This window comes from Schaalia sp. ZJ405 (genome assembly GCF_011038885.2).
Classification (GTDB): Bacteria; Actinomycetota; Actinomycetes; order Actinomycetales; family Actinomycetaceae; genus Pauljensenia.
Map to the genome: position 1 here is coordinate 1,118,524 of NZ_CP064952.1, position 21,516 is coordinate 1,140,039.

General features: G+C 57.5%; 21 protein-coding genes. All 21 read left to right on the forward strand.

Going from position 1 to position 21,516, the window contains the following annotated elements; translation table 11 throughout:
• Positions 1-28 precede the first annotated feature (28 nt).
• The 21 genes from G7Y41_RS04585 to G7Y41_RS04685 all read left to right on the forward strand — a co-directional run bounded on the left by G7Y41_RS04585 (position 29) and on the right by G7Y41_RS04685 (position 21,516).
• Complete coding sequence (locus tag G7Y41_RS04585) at positions 29-1,114, forward strand: tRNA (adenine-N1)-methyltransferase (RefSeq protein WP_165315310.1); 1,086 nt, start codon at positions 29-31, stop codon at positions 1,112-1,114.
• Positions 1,111-2,667 (forward strand): proteasome ATPase, encoded by a 1,557-nt coding sequence (arc, locus tag G7Y41_RS04590; RefSeq protein ID WP_165315312.1) that lies wholly within the window; start codon positions 1,111-1,113, stop codon positions 2,665-2,667. The genes G7Y41_RS04585 and arc overlap by 4 nt, the downstream gene beginning before the upstream one ends.
• Entirely contained in the window at positions 2,664-4,190 is a 1,527-nt protein-coding gene (gene dop, locus G7Y41_RS04595) for a depupylase/deamidase Dop (RefSeq protein WP_165315314.1), read from the forward strand. Before arc ends, dop begins: the two co-directional genes overlap by 4 nt.
• Before the next feature lie 42 nt (positions 4,191-4,232).
• Positions 4,233-4,415, forward strand: coding sequence for a ubiquitin-like protein Pup (locus G7Y41_RS04600; RefSeq protein ID WP_165315316.1), 183 nt, complete (start codon positions 4,233-4,235; stop codon positions 4,413-4,415).
• 1 nt (position 4,416) lies between these two features.
• Positions 4,417-5,805, forward strand: coding sequence for a Pup--protein ligase (pafA, locus tag G7Y41_RS04605; protein WP_165315318.1), 1,389 nt, complete (start codon positions 4,417-4,419; stop codon positions 5,803-5,805).
• Positions 5,802-6,884: an FKBP-type peptidyl-prolyl cis-trans isomerase gene (locus tag G7Y41_RS04610; protein ID WP_165315320.1), complete on the forward strand. Its 1,083-nt coding sequence runs from the start codon at positions 5,802-5,804 to the stop codon at positions 6,882-6,884. Before pafA ends, G7Y41_RS04610 begins: the two co-directional genes overlap by 4 nt.
• Positions 6,885-6,899: 15 nt before the next feature.
• Positions 6,900-7,682 (forward strand): imidazole glycerol phosphate synthase subunit HisF, encoded by a 783-nt coding sequence (hisF, locus tag G7Y41_RS04615; protein ID WP_165315321.1) that lies wholly within the window; start codon positions 6,900-6,902, stop codon positions 7,680-7,682.
• 89 nt (positions 7,683-7,771) lie between these two features.
• Positions 7,772-8,986 (forward strand): chorismate synthase, encoded by a 1,215-nt coding sequence (gene aroC / locus G7Y41_RS04620; RefSeq protein WP_165214587.1) that lies wholly within the window; start codon positions 7,772-7,774, stop codon positions 8,984-8,986.
• Positions 8,964-10,595, forward strand: coding sequence for a 3-dehydroquinate synthase (gene aroB / locus G7Y41_RS04625; RefSeq protein ID WP_196819552.1), 1,632 nt, complete (start codon positions 8,964-8,966; stop codon positions 10,593-10,595). The genes aroC and aroB overlap by 23 nt, the downstream gene beginning before the upstream one ends.
• A complete protein-coding gene (locus G7Y41_RS04630) occupies positions 10,552-11,178 on the forward strand; it encodes a shikimate kinase (protein WP_165214590.1) in 627 nt (208 codons plus the stop codon). The genes aroB and G7Y41_RS04630 overlap by 44 nt, the downstream gene beginning before the upstream one ends.
• Positions 11,162-11,725, forward strand: coding sequence for an elongation factor P (gene efp / locus G7Y41_RS04635; RefSeq protein WP_165214593.1), 564 nt, complete (start codon positions 11,162-11,164; stop codon positions 11,723-11,725). The genes G7Y41_RS04630 and efp overlap by 17 nt, the downstream gene beginning before the upstream one ends.
• Positions 11,725-12,642, forward strand: coding sequence for a transcription antitermination factor NusB (gene nusB, locus G7Y41_RS04640; RefSeq protein WP_165315322.1), 918 nt, complete (start codon positions 11,725-11,727; stop codon positions 12,640-12,642). Before efp ends, nusB begins: the two co-directional genes overlap by 1 nt.
• A 211-nt stretch (positions 12,643-12,853) precedes the next feature.
• Positions 12,854-13,495, forward strand: coding sequence for a GntR family transcriptional regulator (locus tag G7Y41_RS04645; protein ID WP_196819553.1), 642 nt, complete (start codon positions 12,854-12,856; stop codon positions 13,493-13,495).
• A 521-nt stretch (positions 13,496-14,016) separates the two neighbouring features.
• Positions 14,017-14,799, forward strand: a complete 783-nt coding sequence (locus tag G7Y41_RS04650; protein WP_231367377.1) for an SDR family NAD(P)-dependent oxidoreductase — start codon at positions 14,017-14,019, stop codon at positions 14,797-14,799.
• 32 nt (positions 14,800-14,831) lie between these two features.
• Positions 14,832-15,869 carry a TRAP transporter substrate-binding protein gene (locus G7Y41_RS04655; protein WP_165214601.1) on the forward strand — a complete coding sequence of 346 codons (1,038 nt, stop codon included), beginning with the start codon at positions 14,832-14,834 and terminating at the stop codon, positions 15,867-15,869.
• Complete coding sequence (locus tag G7Y41_RS04660; RefSeq protein ID WP_165315324.1) at positions 15,866-16,501, forward strand: TRAP transporter small permease; 636 nt, start codon at positions 15,866-15,868, stop codon at positions 16,499-16,501. The genes G7Y41_RS04655 and G7Y41_RS04660 overlap by 4 nt, the downstream gene beginning before the upstream one ends.
• Positions 16,498-17,775: a TRAP transporter large permease gene (locus G7Y41_RS04665; RefSeq protein ID WP_165315325.1), complete on the forward strand. Its 1,278-nt coding sequence runs from the start codon at positions 16,498-16,500 to the stop codon at positions 17,773-17,775. Before G7Y41_RS04660 ends, G7Y41_RS04665 begins: the two co-directional genes overlap by 4 nt.
• A gap of 81 nt (positions 17,776-17,856) precedes the next feature.
• The gene (locus G7Y41_RS04670; RefSeq protein ID WP_165315326.1) at positions 17,857-18,696 is read left to right on the forward strand and encodes a transketolase; all 840 of its coding nucleotides are present in this window, start codon (positions 17,857-17,859) and stop codon (positions 18,694-18,696) included.
• The gene (locus G7Y41_RS04675) at positions 18,693-19,640 is read left to right on the forward strand and encodes a transketolase family protein (protein WP_165315327.1); all 948 of its coding nucleotides are present in this window, start codon (positions 18,693-18,695) and stop codon (positions 19,638-19,640) included. Before G7Y41_RS04670 ends, G7Y41_RS04675 begins: the two co-directional genes overlap by 4 nt.
• A 315-nt stretch (positions 19,641-19,955) precedes the next feature.
• The gene (gene pyrR, locus G7Y41_RS04680) at positions 19,956-20,522 is read left to right on the forward strand and encodes a bifunctional pyr operon transcriptional regulator/uracil phosphoribosyltransferase PyrR (RefSeq protein WP_165315328.1); all 567 of its coding nucleotides are present in this window, start codon (positions 19,956-19,958) and stop codon (positions 20,520-20,522) included.
• Between the two features lies 1 nt (position 20,523).
• Positions 20,524-21,516, forward strand: coding sequence for an aspartate carbamoyltransferase catalytic subunit (locus G7Y41_RS04685; protein WP_165315329.1), 993 nt, complete (start codon positions 20,524-20,526; stop codon positions 21,514-21,516).

Genomic DNA, 21,516 nt, shown 5'->3' on the forward strand with positions numbered 1-21,516 from the left:
GTGGACAGATCGCGATAGGATTCAACGGATGAATAGCGAAGCGACACAGCAAAACCACGTGCCCGCACTCGGGCAGGAAACGCGGCGCGGGGTGCTGCGCGAAGGGGACCGTGTTCAAGTCCGTGACCCGAAGGGGCGGATGCATCAGGTGATCCTCGTATCCGGCGGACGTTTCCAATCGACTCGCGGTGGATTTAACCACGACGACATCATCGGATGTCCTGACGGGCAGGTTGTGACAACCGACGAGGGACGCGAATTCCAGATCCTTCGGCCCCTTCAAGTTGACTACGTCATGGCGATGCCGCGCGGAGCGGCCGTTGTCTATCCAAAAGATGCCGGAACGATCATTCATATGGGGGATATCTTCCCCGGAGCGCGAGTCGTTGAGGCAGGAGCAGGATCGGGTGCCTTGTCAATGGCTTTGCTTAACGCCGTTGGCACGGGTGGACACCTCATTTCCGTTGAACGCAGGCCAGATTTTGCGCAGATTGCCCAAGCAAATGTTGACCTGTGGTTTGGTGGACACCACCCCGCGTGGGATCTGCGTGTCGGTGACCTTGAGGATGTTTTGCTGTCGATGGATGAGGGAAGTGTCGATCGCATCGTCCTCGACATGCTGGCCCCCTGGGAGAATCTCGACGCCGTTATTCATGCCCTGGCACCGGGAGGAGTGTTCCTGTGCTACGTCGCAACCGTTACCCAGATGTCTCGTTTAGTTGAGGACTTGAGGAAGACGAAGAAGTTCACAGAGCCGACTGCTTGGGAGGATATGCGTCGTCAATGGCATGTTGATGGTCTTGCAGTTCGCCCTGAGCATCGAATGGTCGCACACACCGGCTTCCTCATGATTGCCCGCCGTCTTGCTCCCGGAGTTCAACCACTGACGCGCACAACGCGCCCGGCGAAGGCAGCGCAGGGGCTTGGGGGGCAATGGGATGCGGAAGACTCCTGGAGTATCGACACCGTTGGTGTTCGCCAATCAACGGAACGAAAAATCCGTAAGGTCCGCCGTGATGTTGTTGCACAGGCAGATACCTGGGTTGCAGATCGCGCCCAAAACCGCGACATCAACGACGCAGAGAACACGCATCAAGGAGACGAGAACTCATGAGTGAGAACTTCCATGAGACGCAGATCGACGAGATGCAACGAATCATCGCCGGTCTTGAGCAGAAGAATGAACGACTCTCGCAGGCACTGACACAGGTGCGTGGACAGCTTGTCAAAATGCAGGCGCAGCTCCAAGAAGTCAATCGCCCGCCGCTGAGCCTGGCAACCTTTGTGCGAGCCGACCTGTCGGCCCGTCAGGTTGAGGCTATTGTCAACGGCCGGCGGATGCGGCTGGCGATGGCTCCCAACCTCAACGTTGATGCCTTGTCAGTTGGCCAGCTCATCCGCGTTGACGACAAAATGGTTGCCGTCGCTCCCGATGGATTTGAGCGCACGGGTTCGCTTGCCTCGATCCGTGAAGTCCTCGGAGACGACCGCGTCCTCGTCACTGCCGAGGGCGGAGCCGAACGCGTGGTTGAGCTTGCCGGCCCTCTGCGCCACGGCAACCTGCGTCCCGGCGATTCACTCGTTATTGATATCCGAGCGGGCCTCGCCCTTGAACGTATCGTTCGATCAGACGTTGAACAACTTTTGACGCCCGAGATCCCCCAGACAACCTATGAGGACATCGGGGGTCTGGACCGTCAGATTCAGCAGGTCCGCGACGCCGTTGAGCTGCCGCTGCGACATCCCGAGATGTACCGAGCCTACGGGCTTCGCCCGCCTAAAGGAATCCTTCTTTACGGGCCTCCCGGGTCTGGGAAAACTCTTATCGCCAAGGCCGTGGCGAATTCTCTGTCGCGCCGCGGTGGAGGTTCCCACTCGTATTTCCTCTCGATCAAAGGTCCTGAACTTCTCAACAAGTTTGTCGGCGAAACGGAGCGTCAGATTCGCGCGATCTTCGCTCGGGCGCGGTCCCTTGCCGCGGGAGACGTTCCTGTTGTCATCTTCTTTGACGAAATGGAAGCTCTCTTCCGCACCCGAGGAACGGGCGTGTCCTCCGATGTTGAGACCATGATCGTCCCTCAGCTGCTGGCCGAAATGGACGGGGTTGAGTCCTTGGACAATGTGGTGATCATTGGTGCGTCCAACCGAGCTGACATGATTGATCCGGCGGTTCTGCGTCCCGGTCGCCTCGACGTGAGAATCCGGGTTGAACGGCCTGATCGCGTCGGCGCGCGCGATATTTTCTCAAAATACCTCACGACTGACATTCCTATTGCCGAGGACGAGGTTCGTCAGGCCGGATCGGTGGAACAAGCGATCGACCGCATGAAGGATCGGGCGGTTGATGTTCTTTATCGCGAGGACGCGTCGACGGCTCTCTTCGATGTCACTGTCCGATCGGGTGGAATCACCCGGGTGTATGTGCACGACATCATTTCCGGAGCCATGATCGCCGGAACCGTTGAACGTGCAAAGAAACATGCCATCAAGGCCGCTCTTGACGGAACTCGACGCGGACTGTCCATGAGTGACCTGCTGACAGGAGTGGAAGAAGAAATGCGTGAGTCCATCGACATGGCTGCGACGACCAGCGCAGATGAATGGGCCCGAACTATCGGACTGAGCGAGGACGTCACAGCAATTCGGATGCTGCGAGGAGACGAATGAGCATCGACACTACTGGAACACAGCGCATCATCGGCACGGAAACCGAGTACGGAATCTATCGGCCCACAGATGCCTGGGCGAATCCTATCGCGCTTTCTGCCCTGGCTGTTCGCGCCTATGCGCAGCAATCCCGGTGCATGCTCGGCACAGATGTTCCTCCGGTCAGATGGGACTACACGGCAGAGGATCCGCTCAACGACCTTCGGGGAATGCGGATGTCACGTGCGGCCGCCGACCCCTCGTTACTCACCGACGATCCCTATCACCTGGCCCCCTCGGGTGGGCAGGAACGGGTGGCGCGCCCAACGCCGGAGGAGCTTGCTCTACCAAGTGCAACAACGGCTGTTCTCACCAATGGGGCGCGCCTGTATGTTGACCACGCCCATCCGGAGTATTCGTCACCGGAAACACTTGGGCCGCGCGACGCTGTTCTCTGGGACCGTGCGGGCGATGTTATCGCGCGCCGCATGATGACGGCCGTGACGACGATGGGCGAGCCGGAGCTCGTCCTCGTAAAGAACAATACGGACGGCAAAGGGGCGGCCTACGGGACGCACGAAAACTACCAGATGCGCCGCGACGTTGACCTAGAAGACGTCATCCGAGGGATGACTCCCTTCATGGTCACCCGACCGGTCCTGTGCGGCGCGGGGCGCGTTGGAATTGGCCAGAAGTCGCAGCGTCCGGGTTTCCAGATTTCCCAGCGCGCTGATTTTGTTGAAAACACCGTTGGTCTTGAGACAACTTTCAACCGTCCCATCATCAACACGCGAGACGAACCGCACGCCGATCCTGCGAAATTCCGCCGATTCCACGTGATCGGTGGCGACGGAAATCTCTTCGATACCTCGCTCTACCTGAAGTTTGCCACGACATCGCTTGTCCTATGGGCGATCGAACAGGGCATTGGCATGGAATGGGACGGACTGACTCTCGACGATCCCGTTGAGGAAACCTGGAACGTCTCCCACGCCCCGAACCTGGACTACGCCATGTCAACGGCATCGGGCCGTTCCCTGACAGCCCTCGACATTCAACAGCTCTACCTCGACCTCGTCTGGCGGACCTACGACCGCCTGGGGATTGTTCCCAGCGCCGAGGACGAGCACGCCCTGACAACCTGGCAGTCCGTCCTCGACCGAATGCGCACCGACATTTTTTCCGTGGCCACCGAAATCGAATGGGTCGCGAAATACCAGCTCCTTCGCCGTTTTAAGGAACGCGCGGGAGTGGGATGGGACGATGCTCGCCTGGCGGCAATGGATCTTCAGTGGGCAGACCTGCGGCCCGAACGTTCCCTCGTGAACAAACTTGATCAGGCGGGGCTCGTGACCCGCATGTTCACCATTGACGAGGTCGAGCGCGCAGCCGACGAGGCTCCGCTAAATACGCGCGCTCGGGTGCGCGGAGAAGCTGTGGCTTCGCGACGCGATTTAGTTAAAGCGTCGTGGACCTCGCTGGTTTTTGACCCCGGCGAAGGCGACCTCATTCGCATCCCCATCCCAGACACGCGAATTGACTGAAAGCCACGTAGGCGACACGATGAATGTACAGAAAGGACACAGATGACGAACTCGCAGGTATTTGCCTCCGGCCCCACGGGAAACGACCCCGAAGACACCGAGGGTGCCGGTCAGGTCCACGCCCAGACATCGTCAATTGATTCTCTCCTCGATGAGATCGATTCGGTGCTTGAGACGAACGCTCAGGCATTCGTTCAGGGATTCGTGCAGAAAGGTGGCCAATAAGGTGAGGCGACGAGTTGTCGGAATCGAGACCGAGTACGGGCTCATGGCGGCGCCGGTTCGCGGCGACGTGACCTCGATGGATGCCGATCATGCGGCCCGGCAACTCTTTGAGCCTCTCGTCAGCACGGGACGGTCGTCAAATCTTTTTCTCCGTAACGGAGGACGTCTCTACCTCGATGTTGGTTCTCATCCTGAGTATGCGACGGCGGAATGTGATCGTCTTGAGGATCTTCTCGAACAGGACCGCGCAGGAGCGCACATGCTGCGTGACCTCGCTCAGGTGGCTGACTCGGCATTTGAGGAACAGGGCGCAGGCGTGCGGGTTCACCTATTCCGCAACAACCTTGACTCTCAGGGCAATGCCTTTGGCTGCCATGAGAACTATCTTCTCCATCGGCGCCGTGACTTTCGCCAGGTCGCGGATGCCCTGGTGTCATTTTTCATTACCCGCCAGATCCTCGTTGGCAACGGGTGGATCAAACACGGGCCCGACGGCGCGTCGCTGTGTTTCTCACAGCGCGGTGACCAAATGTGGGATGCCGTGTCCTCAGCAACAACCCGCACTCGTCCGATCATCAACACTCGCGACGAGCCCTTGGCGGATTCCACCTCGTATCGACGCATGCACGTCATTGTTGGCGACACGAATGTCGCCGAACCCACGACGGCGCTGAAAATCGGGATGACGCAGCTTCTGCTCCAGGCAATTGAAGACGGTCTGAAAGTTGAAGATCTTGCCCTCGCCCAGCCGATGCAGGCAATCCGTGAGATCAACGCTGATCTTTCAGGACGTGTGGGGGTTGCTCTTGACAACGGACGCACGTGGACCCCCGTGCAGATTCAGCGTGAAATCCGCGAGCGAGTCCTGAGCAACATCGATTTCGCGGCGCTTGATCCGATGCATTCCTATGTTGCCGACTTGTGGAGGCGGGGGCTGGATGCGATCGAAAGCGGAGATTGGGCTCCGGTGTCGCATGAACTTGACATTGCCATTAAACGAGGGCTCTTTGAGTCGTATATCGCCAAGTCCGGGGCTACGCTGGCGGATCCGCGTGTTGCTCGGCTTGATCTGTCCTACCACGACATCACGAAAGACGGACTGCTCGACCGTTTAGAAGCCGCAGGTCATGTGCGGCGCCTGACCACTAAGTCACGGGTCGAACACGCCCGTACCGTTGCTCCGGCAACAACGAGGGCTCATTTACGAGGACGGATCATCGCGGCTGGAGAGGATGCCCGTGTTGATGTGAGTGTTGACTGGGTCCACGCCCGCATCGATGATCATTCGACGATCCCGTTGACTTTGGGTGATCCTCTGGCCTCTGAGGATCCGCGGGTCGATGAGTTTGTTTCCCTCATCGAAGAGAAGACAGCGAGGCTTCCCCGATGACCGATCAATCAGAACAACCTACGGCAGGTGGCGCCCATGTGCCGCGGCGCGCACAGGTCAAGTCGACTCGGCATATGCCCCGGTGGGTTCTTGCGCTCATCATTTGCGTTGTTGTTGCGGTGATTGGTGTCGGTGTGTACACCGGTTCAATTCTGATCACCGGCAAAACGAAGCCTTCGGCGAATGAGTCCGGTGACGTCACGGATGGGCGATCAGCGGGGGCAACCCAGCACATTGTGTCGGCCATCGACTCAGTGTCGGTCTCAGGACGAGTTGGAGCCACTCCCGTCGTTGATCTCCTCCATCAGGTATCTGTGTCATCCCTCAAGAGCCGTGTTCTCTTCGCAGGGGAGGGACGCGAAATCACTAAGGGTTCTCCGATGCTGCTTGCGGTGACAACCTTTGACGCCCAGACCGGAGAGAATCTTTCGGCCCAGGGACGTCCGCAGCTTCAGGTTGCAACGGCAGGAGATCACACCGTTGACGAGGCTCTCGAATCACTGATCATCGGGAAAACTGAAGGATCGCGTATCTTGGCGATCCACCCCGTGTCTGAGGACACATCCTCGGACGTGTCTTCGACTCAGCCGGTCAGAAGAACAGAAATCAATGTCATTGATGTCCTTCCATCCATTGCGACCGGTAGTCCCGTCGAAGCCGTTGCCAATCCTGTGCTCACGGTGTCGATGACTCCCGATGGACCAGCCATCACGCATGGTCAGACGCCTCCGAGCAGCCTCAAAGTAGAGACTCTTCTCCAAGGCGATGGAGCCCAGATTCGTCAAAACGACCGTGTGATTGCGCAGTACACCGTGGTTGGGTGGTCGGATTCGATTGCCCGTTCCTCAACGTGGGATACGGGGATGCCGAGAATCCTCCAACTCTCTCACGTGATGAAGGGACTGTCTGAGGCACTGGTTGACCAGCGTGTCGGTTCACGATTGGCGCTGACAATTCCTGCTGATCTCGCCTCGGGTGACGACGTTCTGTGTGTTGTCATCGATATTCTCGGAGCGGAGCCACAATCGACATCTGATTCTCAGAAGTCAAGCACCGATTCGAGTCAGTCGAGTCGCTAACCTACACTCGTTGATATGTCTGTTGCGTGCCGAATCATTCCGTGCCTTGACGTTGACGCGGGTCGCGTTGTCAAAGGTGTGAACTTTGAGAACCTCACTGACGCGGGAGATCCGGTGGAACTTGCGCGTCGGTACGGGAATGAGGGCGCCGACGAGCTGACATTCCTTGACGTTTCAGCTTCGGCTCAGGGGCGTGCGACAACTCTTGATGTTGTCGCACGAACAGCCGAACAGGTATTCGTTCCCCTGATGGTCGGTGGCGGCGTGCGCAGCGTAGATGACGTTGCCCAACTCCTGGCTCACGGCGCCGATAAAGTGGGGGTGAACACGGCGGCAATTGCGGATCCTTCGCTCATTTCCCGGATAGCTGATCGCTTTGGCAATCAGGTCCTCGTGCTCTCAATTGATGCCCGCCGCTGCCCTAAGGGAGTGTCAACGCCTTCGGGATTCGAGGTCACAACGCACGGTGGTCGTCGGTCAACGGGAATCGATGCTCTCGAGTGGGCGATTCAGGCTCAGGAACTGGGCGTCGGGGAAATCCTTCTCAATTCAATGGATGCGGACGGCGTGCGTGAGGGATTCGACCGGGACATGCTCTCCCGCGTTCGCGCAGCCGTGTCGATTCCCCTGATTGCGTCGGGCGGAGCGGGAACTGCACAGCACTTTGTTGAAGCCGCAGCAACGGGAGCGGACGCGATTCTTGCGGCCTCGGTTTTCCACTTCGGAACCCTGTCCATCAGGGAAGTCAAAGAGGCCGTTGCAGCAGCCGGATATCCCATTCGAAGAGTGTCCCACTAACCTTTTCTCTGGCAGACCTGGCGAGGAAACCCGTCACGGTCAGTGGATGAGGAAATGAAATTTTCATCAGCACGGGGAGGCGTGAACGTATGCTCAGATGGATCACAGCTGGAGAATCGCACGGACCTGCACTGGTTGCGACAATCGACGGGTTCCCTTCGGGAATTCAGGTGACCACCCAGACGCTTCGTCAGGCGCTTGCCCGTCGGCGACTGGGGTATGGTCGCGGAGCCAGACAGAAGTTCGAGCAGGACGACGTCACTGTGCTGGCAGGTATTCGACATGGGCTGACAACCGGCGCTCCGATTGCTCTTGAGATTAAGAACTCGGAATGGCCCAAGTGGGTCACTGTCATGAGCGCCGATCCCGTGGCACCACAGGACCTCCTCATTGATGCAGGAACCGGGGATGCTCGTGAGATTGCACGTAACAAGCCGCTGACACGTCCTCGTCCCGGACATGCTGATCTTCCCGGAATGCTGTCCTACGACCACGCTGATGCCCGTCCGATTCTTGAGCGCGCCTCCGCACGAGAAACAGCGGCTCGCGTTGCCCTCGGTGCCGTGGCTGCGCAACTCCTGTCACAGGTTGCCAACATCTCCCTGGTATCCCACGTCATCAGCGTTGGGGATGTGTCAGCTGGCGATGACCGTCAGCTGCCGACCCCCGGGGACGAGGACGCGCTCAACAACGCCGAAATGCGCACCCTGGATCCTCAGCTCAACGCCCGTTTTATTGATGCCGTTGATCGGGCGAAGAAGGACGGTGACACCATTGGTGGTGTCGTCGAGGTTGTGGCCTACGGCGTGCCCATTGGCCTGGGGTCTCATGTGCAGGCGGACCGACGGCTCGATACGCGTCTGGCAGCGGCGCTCATGTCGATTCAGTCAGTCAAAGGCGTTGAAATCGGTGATGGTTTCCGACAGGCAGCGCTTCGCGGATCCGCCGCGCACGATGAGATTATTCGAGACGCGAACGGGAATGTCACACGGGCGAGCAACCATGCGGGCGGTATTGAGGGCGGCACATCCAACGGTCAGCCGATTATTGCACGCGCGGCCTTGAAACCCATTTCAACGGTTCCCCATGCGTTACGAACCATCGACATTGCGACGGGGGAGGAAGCCGTTGGCCTACACCAGCGTTCCGACACATGCCAGGTTGTTCCCGGCGCCATCATTGCCGAGGCCGAGTGCGCGCTTGTTCTCGCGGATGCCCTATTCGACCACGCGGGCGGTAACTCTGTAACCGAGATGCGTCGTAATCTCCAGTCCTACCTCGATGCCATCGGTGAACGGATCTGAGATGCTGAGCCTTCCCATTGTATTAACGGGGCTCCCGGGAGCCGGTAAGAGCCGTGTGGGTGAGCGTCTTGCCGCCCGTCTTGGAGTACCACACGTTGACACGGACATCCTTGTCGAGTGCATGGCAGGGGTGGATATTCCGACGATTTTCAGGCAGCAGGGGGAATCTGAGTTCCGTCGCCTCGAATGCGACGCCGTTGCCGATGCGTTGACAATGAACGCCGTTGTGTCTTTGGGTGGGGGAGCGATCTCCTCCCAAGCGGTCCGTCAGATGCTTCGCGGGGCGAGCGTTGTCTATATCGATGTTGACCATGAGGAGCTGCTTCGCCGTACAGCAGATCACACGCATCGTCCGCTGTTACGCGATGATCCCGATGGTGCCCTTCGGCGTCTGAGGACGCAACGGGAACCCTGGTATGTGGAGGTTGCGCGGGTGACGGTTCATTCAGATTCACGTCCGGTTGAGCATGTTGTGGAGCAGATCATGGCCATGATTGATTCACCGTCGAGCGATAGGCGTATCACGGTGTCGGGACCTCGACCCTATGACGTTGTCATCGGGTCGAGCGTTGATATTGCGGCGATCACCAGTTCGCTGTCCGAGGACGCGTCGAAAGTTCTCCTCATTCATGCTGGCCCTGTCACAGATCAGGCACAGGCAATTGCGCAGGGTCTTCGGCAGCGCGGTTTTGATACTCGTTGCGTTGTCGTTCCTGACGCAGAGGACGCAAAGACTTATGACGTTGCGATCCGTCTGTGGGGCGAGGCCGGTGACTTCCGTCTGGGTCGGGCTGACGCAATCGTTGCTCTCGGAGGGGGAGCAACAACCGATGTCGCTGGATTCATTGCGGCAACGTGGCTGAGGGGAATCGACGTCGTTCAGATTCCTACAACGCTGTTGGCAATGGTTGACGCAGCCATCGGAGGGAAAACGGGGATCAACACTCCGGTGGGGAAGAATCTCGTTGGGGCGTTCCACACGCCTGCCCGTGTGATCTGTGCCAGTGACAGCCTGGCAACGCTACCTTCGGCAGATCTGCGCGCGGGGTTTGGTGAAGTCATCAAATGTGGATTCATTGCCGACGAGGAGATTCTCACGCGTATTGAGGAAACCCCCGTGGAGGAAGTTCTCATCCCCTCGTCGCAGGTCCAAGAGGAACTCATCGCCCGTTCCGTTGCCGTCAAAGCCCGCGTCGTTGGTGAGGACCTCACGGAATCGGGACTTCGTGAAATCCTCAACTACGGTCACACTCTGGGCCATGCAATCGAAAAGCATGAGCAGTTCCGGTGGCGTCATGGAGAGGCCGTCGCTGTTGGATGTGTTTTCGCTGCCCATCTGGCCCACTCCCTTGGCCTTATCGACATGACTCTTGTTCTCCGTCACGAACGGCTGTTTTCTCTCCTCGGTTTGCCAATCCGCTACACCAACGCCTCACTTGGACAGCTCATGACGGTCATGCTTTCGGATAAGAAGGTGCGTCGTGGGGATCTCCGCTTCGTTCTTCTCGACGGGCTGTGCCGACCGTTCTCTCGTGTTGTCACGCCGCAGGAGCTGATTGGCGCTGGTGAAGCAATGGGAATGGATGTCACCGATGTGCCCGCTATGTGACGGCGAGGCCGCAAGTGGGGACCCCATCCTCGTCATTCTTGGTCCTCCCGGAAGCGGAAAAACCACCGTTGGCTCGCTGATATCCCAGCGAATCGGCAGGCCCCTCGTTGAAGCCGATGATCTTGTTGAAACGATCGCCGGGGAATCCTTTGAGCACATGGTCATTCACGGACGCGTAGATGCCGATGACCTGCGTGAACGTGCGTCGCTTGAGGCGTTGGGAACGGCCGGTTCCGTGGTGACTCTCGGTCCGTCCTCGCCAATGAACCCGCGAGTTTTTACGCGCCTTGAGGATCTTCGCGATGCCGGCAGAGCGATTATTCACCTGACAGCGGGAATTGCCGAGGTTGCCAGGCGCACCGGCCTGAATGCGCCGCGTTCTGTGGGCCTGGGGGCTCCGCGTGCAGTCCTGACGCAGATGATGCGCCAGGCTGAGGCCGTGTATGGCAGGGTGTCGATTCTCTCAGTTGATACACGGGGTATTTCACCTGAAGAGGTGGCCGAAGGAATTGTCTCAGCATGTAAACTAGCCGAAGTCTGTCAAAGCCCGCGAAACGAGGAAGAATATGGCAACAACAAATGATCTCAAGAACGGCCTCGTCATGGTGATTGATGGCCAGCTGTGGCAGGTCGTCGAGTTCCAGCACGTCAAGCCCGGCAAGGGTCCGGCCTTTGTTCGTACAAAGATCAAGAACGTCCTGTCGGGCAAGACCGTTGACAAGACGTTCAACGCCGGCCTGAAAATTGAAACTGCGACCGTTGACCGTCGCGACATGACGTACCTGTACCAGGATGGCGACGACTACGTCTTCATGGATCAGTCAACCTACGATCAGATCAACGTTCCTGCATCCGTTGTCGGCGATGCCCGCAACTTCATGGTCGAGAACCAGGACGTCATTGTTTCCCAGCATGACGGAACAGTCCTGTTTGTTGAGCTTCCGGCAACTGTTGTCCTTGAGATTACGCACACGGAGCCGGGTCTCCAGGGTGACCGCTCATCTGCGGGCACCAAGCCGGCCACACTTGAAACGGGCTACGAAATCCAGGTTCCGCTCTTCATGGAAGAAGGCACCCGCGTCAAGGTCGATACTCGCGATGGCTCCTACTCGGGACGCGTCACTGACTGATGTCCAAACAATTCCGCTTTACCTCTCGAACGAAGGCGCGTAAGCGTGCGGCCGACGTTGTTTTCGAGGCGGATCAGCGCGGCATGGGACACAATCCCGAAGTTCTGCGCGATCTGCTTCGTCAGCGGCGTGTCATTACGGCCGCTCTGACGCCGCTGCCTGCCTATTCGATCGAGATTATCGAAGGCGTCGCCAACCACCTGCGTGACATTGATTCCTTGCTGCGCGCACACGCTCGCGTGTCGGGGCTGGATCGAATTGCCGCGGTCGACTTAGCAGTCATGCGTGTTGCAGTGTGGGAGATGCTGGAGAATTCCACGGATGTTCCGCCGATCATCGCGATTGATGAGGCAATCTCGATCGTCAAGTCGATTTCGACGGATACGTCACCGAATTTCGTCAATGCGGTCCTCGATGCCGTGCGCCGCGATATTGAGTCTCCGGCGTGGTCTCGGCGCGCAGCTTCACCAGCGTCTCAGTCCCCCAAGGAGGTTTCAGGGGACGAGGACGAGCAGGGCTTTGCGAGCGTCGCCGATGCGGACACTGACGATGCGTGGGAACTATCCGACGGTGAGGCAGGAGAATCCTCGGATCTAAGTGAGTCTTTGGTCGATGAAAAAGGTGCCGACTCGATGAGTGAGACGGCTCTTCAGGATGGGGCCGGGGATCCCATTGATGATGGGGCTCTTGCTCAGACTGAGACCGTCGATGAAGCTGCGGCTGAGCAATTGGATGACTTGGCAGCAACACCTGCGGCTGATGATGCACGGGTTGTTGACGAATTTGCCGACGCTCACAACATCGATCCCGCTGCTCATCGCACGGACGGATTGGATGATGAGGGGTCGTACCTGACTCTTGAACAGCTCACAGCTGCCGATCTTGAGGAACTTGATGAGCTGCTCGACGAATACTAAATACCCGCGTCTTTCATGACGCGTGCGTTCACCCGCCACGGGTGAACGAACGACCGCTGGCAAGGTTGATGATGTCTTCACCTTGCCAGCGGCAATTTCTTCGTGAAATTCTGAGGTAATTTTCGCAGTATATTAACCGCCGGATAGGTGCCCTAGGGTAACCTGAACCAGAGTTGTGGTTGACAAAACTGAAAGCGAGTGAGTAGACGAGATGTCTTTGGAAGGCGTGAATCGCTCAACTTTGCGTGAGCAGGTATATATGACGCTGCGTTCTGAGATTCTCGATGGCCGTTTGACCGCGGGAACCAGGCTCGCCGAGGTTGATCTTGCCAGTCAGTTAGGTGTCAGCCGGGGGACTGTACGCGAAGCTCTTCGACGTTTGCAACAGAGCGGACTTGTCGAAGGAGAGGATCGCGCCGGTTTGCGTGTCACCGAGTTTTCACATCGGCAAATCGTTGAACTTTACGATGTTCGGGGAGCATTGGAAGCACTGGCTGCGGCGTCAATTGTTCGTGAAGGACGAGGGCGTGAAGTGGCCGATCAGTTGGAACAACATTTACCTGAGCTGCCCGCGGGGACATCCGTTGAAGAACGCCTCGATGTTGACCTCGCGTTCCATGAGCGACTGTGCGAAGCATCCGGTAACGTCATGCTGCTGACGATGTGGCGCGACCTTCAAGACCTCATGCGTGTTGCTGTTCTCTCGCATGCGGCGGGAACGAAAACCGGTTTGATGGCTCCGAGCTTTCATATGCCGATCGTTGAGGGGCTGCGAAGTGGTGATCCTGAGGTTGTTCAACAGATCCTCATCGGCCACATGACGCACGCGGCTCGCGTGTGGGCGAATCGCTAGGTCGTCATCGCTGCCGCGGCGCCCTCGTCGTCAAGCCCTACCCTGGTAGGGGATGAGGTAAATTCCCGCTCTTTTTGAGCACGGCACCTTGGCACCAACCCCATTTTCCTAGCGGAATGTCTTGACAACCGGTCATCCGACATCGGTCATGACAGGGGACATACCCCTGTGGAGACACGAGCGCGGGCGATGGTAAGGATCGGCGCGCACGGACGTCCCTCGTACGCCGGCATATATCCCTGGGCAGATGTTCATTGGTACCTGCATCTGTGAATTGCAGTCGGCTATTTCACTGGAGTAGGAACCTCACCCCCGGTTTCCCGTATCTGCTCGCGCGCCTATGTCCGCTTTTCACCCGGGATTTCCTTCTTCTGCCGTGGACGCCCTGGCATTCCTTAGCGCACTGCGTGCTCGCGTCCATTTTCTCTGCATTTTCCCCAGACATGATTGACAGTTGAGAACTAACTGTCTACTGTTAACATCAGCAAGCAACGGTGCTTGACGTCACACTGATGTGGAGAATGAACATGAGCTATGGAACCGGAGTAGGCATTCGCACGGCTGTTGTTACAGGTGCATCCTCACTCAAAGGCATTGGATATCATACGGCGCTTCGTTTCGCCCAAGAGGGCTGGGCAGTTGCTCTGTTGGATATTGACGAGCAGGGAGCACAGCATGCCGCCGAGCAGATCCGCCAAGCGGTGTCCGGCGCACAGGTCGAGGCCTTCGGAGTTGATGTTTCCCAGCAGGAGTCGGTCAAGAGCACCGTTGACAGGATCGTCAATTCTGATCTTCCGCAGGTTGGTGCCCTGGCAAATATCGCCGGCATCCCCTCGCCGGTGGATTTCCTCGACCTCACTCTTGACCACTGGAATCGGATTCTTTCCGTTAACCTCACCGGTTCTTTCCTTCTTGCCCAGGCACTGACCCCTTACATGATCGAGGGCGGATACGGGCGGATCGTCCACACGTCCTCGGTCACCGCGCAGCACGGTGGAGGTGTCTTCTCCAAGACCGCCTACGCCGCAGCAAAGGCCGGTGTACTTGGACTCACGCGCGGTATGGCTCGCGAACTCGCTCAGTACGGCATCACGGTCAATGCCGTGGCCCCGGGAGTGGTCAACACCGAAATTCGCGGTGACTCCGACGACGAAACAGAAAACGCACTCGCTCAAGCGGTTCCGCTCAAGAGGCAGGCAGAGGCGTGGGAGATTGCAGCTCTCATCTGCTGGCTCTCAAGCGAGGACTCCGCATACATCACGGGAAGTACTCATTCCATTAACGGCGGTTCATACATCTGCTGATCACCGACGAGATTGACTCAGGAGTCTTACGCATGAAGACGCGACGATTGATGTGCGCCATGACAGCGGGGGTTGCTGCACTGGCGCTTCTCGCCGGGTGTGCAGGGGGATCAGGACCGCGCCCCACGAGTTCTATTCGGCTCATTCTCGGTCACGGAGCCGCTCCGGGAAATCCCCGTTCAGATGCGGCACTGAAGTTCGAGGAACTTGTTGAAAAGAAATCGAATAACACGATTGACGTTCAGATTCTTGGACAGGAAACCGTTGGATCCGACTCGGAGATGATGGTTTCTGTAGCCGCTGGCACGTTGGATATGACGATCAACTCACAGGGATCCTTTGCTGCATACGTGCCGGAAACCTCACTGATCGGCCTTCCCTTCCTTTTTGAGAATACTCAGATTGCCTACGCCACCGTTGATGATCCCGAAGTCGAGAACTACCTTGCGGATGCCGCAGAAAAAAGCGGTTTCCACGTTCTGGGATTCTGGGATAACGGGATGCGGGATCTGTCGAATTCCAAGCGAGAAATCAATTCTCCCGAGGACCTGAAAGGATTGAAAATTCGCACCCCTGATGACGTGATGACGATCGCGATCTTCAAGCAGCTTCAAGCGAATCCGACTCCTCTGGCATTTGGCGAGCTCTATCTTGCACTCAAAACCGGTGCGGTTGACGGTCAGGAAAACCCGGTCGTCAACATCAAGAGTTCCAAACTCAACGAAGTTCAACCCCACCTGGCTGTTACCGGACACAAATACGAAACCAACCCGTTCTTGGTTTCAACAAGCCGGTGGGCGCGACTAACCCCGGAGCAACGCACAATCATCGAAGAAGCGGCCGATGAGGCACGCGAATATCAGCGTGAGCTCATGACGACTCAAACCTCGGAAATCTATGAAGAGTTTGAGAAGTCCTTAACCGTCACCCACCCCGACAAGGAAGCATTCCGCGCAGCGACTGAACCCGTCTACGCGCAGTGGGAGGCTCAGTATCCGGAGTTCTACGCCTTGATTATGAAGAAGGCGGAAGAATCCCGTCTGCAATATATGAAGGGAAGCGATCAATGACGACCGCTCATCCACCAGAAACGTCAACGCAACCAGCGGTTATTACCGAGGACGATCTGGCGAAACTCGATACGCAAAATGTTCTTGACGAACCTCTCACCGCGACCGATCCCGTCAACGCTGTTTTCTTGAAGGTCGCATCGTGGTGTGCCGGTGCGTTGACCATCATCATGCTCGTCCTTGTGACAACTTCCGTGGTCATGCGTTACGTCTTTAACTCATCCCTTGATCTGGCATCCGAGGGGCCAAGCTATTTCCTCCCTTGGCTGATTGCTTCGGGAGCCGTCATTGCCCAGGCACAAATGGCGCACGTTGGAGTGAACTTCTTCCTCGAAAAACTCAAAGGAAAGGCCTTTCAGAGGGCATCCGTTGCCATCTGGGTCTTCGTCGCAATCCTCATGTTCTACCTGACGTATCTGGGCATTTACATGATTGGACCGATGGGGCAGCAGGTGACTCCGATTATGGGATGGCCACAGCTGGGAAGCTTCAGCTCATTCATCGTCATGACCGCGTGCTTGGGAATCCAAGCTGCCGCCCGCGCATGGTTCTTCCACCGCGACGGTGCGCTACACACGATTGAAATCAGTGAAGAAGAACGTGAACAGTCCGATAAGGAGGACGACCGATGATTGAGGTACTCCTTGCCATTGTTGTCTTTATCGGACTTCTCCTTCTGGGAGTTCCCGTTGCGTTCTCAGTGATCGCCGGAAGTGTTGTTGGACTCTTTGCCATTGGGTCGCTGCCGATGGAAGCTCTCTCGCAGCAATCATTCGCAGGAGCAACCGAATACTCAATGCTCGCGATTCCTTTCTTCATCCTCACAGCAGACCTGCTCTTTTCGGGCAGACTCGGGGCGCAGGTCATCGGGCTTGCCACACGCCTTGTCGGACGTTTCCGCGGTGGCGTCGGTATGACCTCGGTCTTGACGAACGCGGTCTTCGCTGGTGTTTCTGGATCTGCTGTCGCCGATGCCACGGGTCTTGGAAAAGTGATGATCCCGTGGACGAAGAAGCTCGGGTATCCGGCACAGTACGGAGCCGCGGTCAACGCCTCAAGCTCGGTGCTCGGAATCATTATTCCGCCCTCGATCCCGATGATCCTTTTCTCTGCCGCTTCCGGAGCATCCGTTGCCGCCGTCTTCAATGCAGGCCTGATCCCCGGCATCATCATGGGTATCGCACTGATGTTTGCCTGCTGGTTCGTGGCATGGAAACACAACTATCCGCGCGTGCGCGCCAAGCTCACGCTCAAGAAACTCCTCATTGATCTCCTGATCGCAACCCCGGCGATCCTTATTCCCGTGATCCTCATTCGCGTGTTCCTCTTCACGGGAACAGCAACGGTGACCGAGGTGTCTGTCCTCGCGGCGGTCTACGCACTCCTCATTCGAGTGACGATGTATCGCGACCTGACGTGGAAGTCCTTTATGCGCTCGATTGCCGAGTCTGCGGCGTCAACGGCAGTTGTCATGATCCTCATCATGTTCTCTTCGGCGCTGTCGTGGCTGCTCACGATTCAGGAAGCTCCGCAGAAGCTCGCGACATCGCTGTTGAGCACAACGGACAACTACTACCTCATTGTGCTGTTCATCGTGCTGATCCTCATTATCACGGGCATGTTCTTGGATATGTCACCTGCGATTCTCCTGCTCACACCGGTTTTGCTTCCGCTGGCTCACGCCATCGGGATGGGGACAATCCACCTCGGCATCCTCATGGTGTGCACGCTCGCGATGGGGTTGTACACACCTCCGGTTGGGACGACGCTCTACATTTCGGCAGGCCTTGGGCGTGTTGGGATCAATAAGGTCACGCGCGAACTGCTTCTGTTCTACGTCCTGATTATCCTCTTCGTCCTCGTTGTTGCATTTGCCCCCGGCCTCATGTTGATCCCAACGACCTAACGAAGCCGTCCACAGTGACGAATTCACTATCGAAGCTGCCCGCAGACGAAACACCTCTTGTCAGAAGGAAGAAAAGAGACCATGACTCAATCAATCACCGTTGATGAGCTCAAAGAACATGCAAAAGAACTGCGAAAAACCGCCGTTCATATGATCTATAAGGCGCAGTCAGGGCATCCGGGAGGGTCCCTTTCCGCCGCTGATGTCGTGACGAATCTCTATTACCGGGAGATGCGTCATGACCCGCTCAATCCCCAGTGGCCCGACCGTGACCGCTTCGTCCTCTCCAAGGGGCATGTTGCGCCGATCCTGTATTCGGCTCTGGCCTTCACCGGATACGTGCCTATGGAGACAATCGAAACACTGAGGAAGAAGGGCTCGCCTTTCCAAGGACACCCGGATTCTAAGAAGTGCCCCGGTATTGAAATCTCAACGGGCTCTCTGGGGCAGGGTATTTCAGCGGCTGTTGGAATGGCGTTGGGACTCAAGAGGGATGGACGCGATTCACGCGTTTACACCCTTTTGGGGGATGGGGAAACACAGGAAGGTCAGGTGTGGGAAGCCATCCAAAGCGCCCACTCGTACCACCTCGATAACTTCACCGTCATCATTGATGAAAATAACCTCCAGATTGACGGTCACTGCGATGAAATTGCACCCAATCTTGATTTCGTGAAGAAGCTTGGGGCCTTTGGCTACGACGTCGAATACATCGATGGTCATGACATGCAGGCAATCAGTGATGCGTTTGACCGGCTCCGCCCATTAGCTAATGGGAAGCCGAAGGCACTGATCCTGAAGACCATCAAAGGCCGCGGTGTTTCGTTCATGGAAGATGTCGCCGGATGGCACGGGGCTGCACCGAATACTGAGCAATACGAACAGGCAATGAAGGAACTCGACGAGGGATTGACGGCATGAAATACTCAGCGAACTACGAGGAACAGCTGCCCACACGTGCGGCCTTCGGCGAGGAGATTCTCGCGATCGGTAAGGAACGCCCCGAGGTCTATGTTGTTGACTGTGACATCGCCAAGTCCTGCCAGACCACGGCTTTCTCGCAAGAACTGCCCCTCCAGCACGTTAACGTTGGAATTGCTGAACAAAACGGCGCGGGACTTGCGGCGGGACTGGCAACGACAGGCAAAATTCCCTACGTCGTGACCTATGCGGTCTTTGGGTCTTTGCGTATGGCAGAGCAGATTCGTCAGTCGATCTGCTATCCCAAACTCAACGTGAAGATCGCCTGCTCTCACGGAGGTCTGACACCGGGCAACGACGGCGGATCACACCAAGCCATCGAGGATATGGGAACGCTGCGCGGCTTCCCCGGAATGACGGTTGTCATGCCGGCTGATGCCAATGCCACTCGCAAGCTCGTCCGCGAATCTGTGGACTGGGACGGCCCCATGTTCCTGCGTTTCACACGCGACGCGGTCCCAGCGATCTACGGTCCCGATGAGGAATTTGAGATCGGGAAAGCGAAAGTCCTTGAAGAAGGCACAGACGTTGCCATCATCGCTAACGGTGACACGGTGCGACTTGCGCTTGAAGCGGCAGCGATCCTTCAAGAACGTGGGATCTCCCCTCGCGTTGTGGACATGCACACGATCAAGCCTCTTGACGAGGACGAGGTGCGCCGCTGCATCGGACTCGGTGCGATCGTCACGGTTGAGGACCACACGATCGTTCACGGGCTTGGGGCTGCGGTATCGCAGGTTGTTGCCCGTGAAGGCGGAGCGATTGTCCGACAGATCGGTATTCAGGATCAGTTCGGTCAGTCGGCGACGTACAGCGAGCTGCTTGAGATGAACGGCATCACGGTGGACAACATTGTCACAACCGCCGAAGATCTTGTGAAGTAGGGTTTCGTTTACGCAAGATCTTTTGGTCAGCGGGGGCGTGGAGTCGTCAGGCTCTGCGTCCCCGCTTCGTTTATGAGACGTGGGAGGAGGATCATCGTCCCCGCAGCCAAGCTGTTTCTGAGCGGGAAATGCTGGCTTCGCTGTGGGATGTCGGCCTCGTCCTCGTCCCCATCATGCGCGACACGCCGAAAAGCTGCGATCACTTCGTGAGATAACGGACTGAGAAGAAGTTCCTCAGCGTCGGTGTAGGTGTGTAGGCTTGACCTGAAACGATTCCTTTAATGACCGTCCAGAGAGGCGGGGAAGGAGAGTGAGATGGGCACCTCTGTCCACAATATGCGAGGAGCCGGGGGCAAAGAAGTCCTCCGTGCGGAAGATATTTCCCGTTCTCTGACGCGCATTGCTTTTGAGATCATCGAAAAGAACGAGGGCGGAGCTGGCCTCGTCATCGCGGGAATTCCCACACGTGGCGCCACTCTCGCGCGGCGTCTCGTCCGCAGAATTGGAGAGGTCGGAGGGCCCACCCTCGACCTGGCGATCATCGACACAACGATGTTTCGTGACGACCTCGCATCTCAGCCGCTACGTGCTCCCCATGAAACACACATCCCGCACGAGGGGATTGATGGGCGCACAGTTGTCCTCGTTGACGATGTGCTTTTCACGGGGCGGACAATTAAAGCCGCGCTTGATGCACTATCAGGTATTGGACGGCCCGCAGCTGTACAGCTCGCCGTCCTCGTTGATCGGGGACACCGGGAGCTTCCGATCCGTCCCGACTATGTTGGCAAGAATCTTCCGACGTCGCGCCAGGAAACAGTGACAATCCTGCTGGATGAAACGGATGGCCGCGACAGTGTCGTCCTGGGAAAGAAGGCCTGAGATGAGTCTGACGCACCTGATTTCTATTCGGGATCTTGACTACCGCGAAGCCATTACGCTTCTTGATACGGCCGAACAGATGGCGGCAACCCAGTCGCGTCGAGTCAAGAAACTCCCGACGCTTCATGGACGCACCGTCGTCAACCTTTTCTTTGAGGATTCAACCCGTACTCGTTTGTCATTTGAAGCGGCTGCGAAACGACTCAGCGCTGACGTGATTAATTTCTCCGCCAAGGGGTCGTCTGTGTCCAAGGGAGAATCTCTCAAAGACACCGCGTTAACTCTTCAAGCAATGGGAGCAGATGCCGTTGTCGTTCGCCACTCTTCCTCGGGGGCTGCGCACCGTCTCGCACATGCTGGATGGATGAACCTGCCGGTGCTCAATGCTGGTGATGGAACGCATCAGCATCCCACGCAAGCCCTCCTCGACGCGATGACCCTGCGGCGGCATTTCCGTCGCGATGCATCGGATCCCAACACAGACCCGGTTGCTCCGGGAACCGATCTCAAGGGTGCCCGAGTTGTTATTGTCGGCGATGTTCTTCACTCACGGGTTGCCCGATCCAACGTTGACCTGCTGACTCTTCTGGGTGCACATGTCACCCTCGTTGCCCCTCCAACACTTCTGCCCGTCGGCGTAGACCAGTGGGCCTGCGAGATCGACTACGACCTCGATCATGCGATCAGCACTGAGCCCGATGCCATCATGATGCTGCGTGTTCAGCGTGAACGCATGAGCGCAGCCGGGGGAGGGTTCTTCCCGTCTCCGAGCGAATACCACGCGGCCTATGGGCTGGATCGTCAACGTTTCGATCGTCTCCCAGAACATGCCGTTGTTATGCACCCAGGCCCGATGAACCGCGGGCTTGAAATCTGTGCGGAGGCCGCTGACTCTGCGCGCTCCGTCGTCGTTGAGCAAGTATCCAACGGCGTATGCGTGCGCATGGCCGCCCTCTATCTCCTGCTCGCACCGGAAGGAACCTCCCGTGACTGA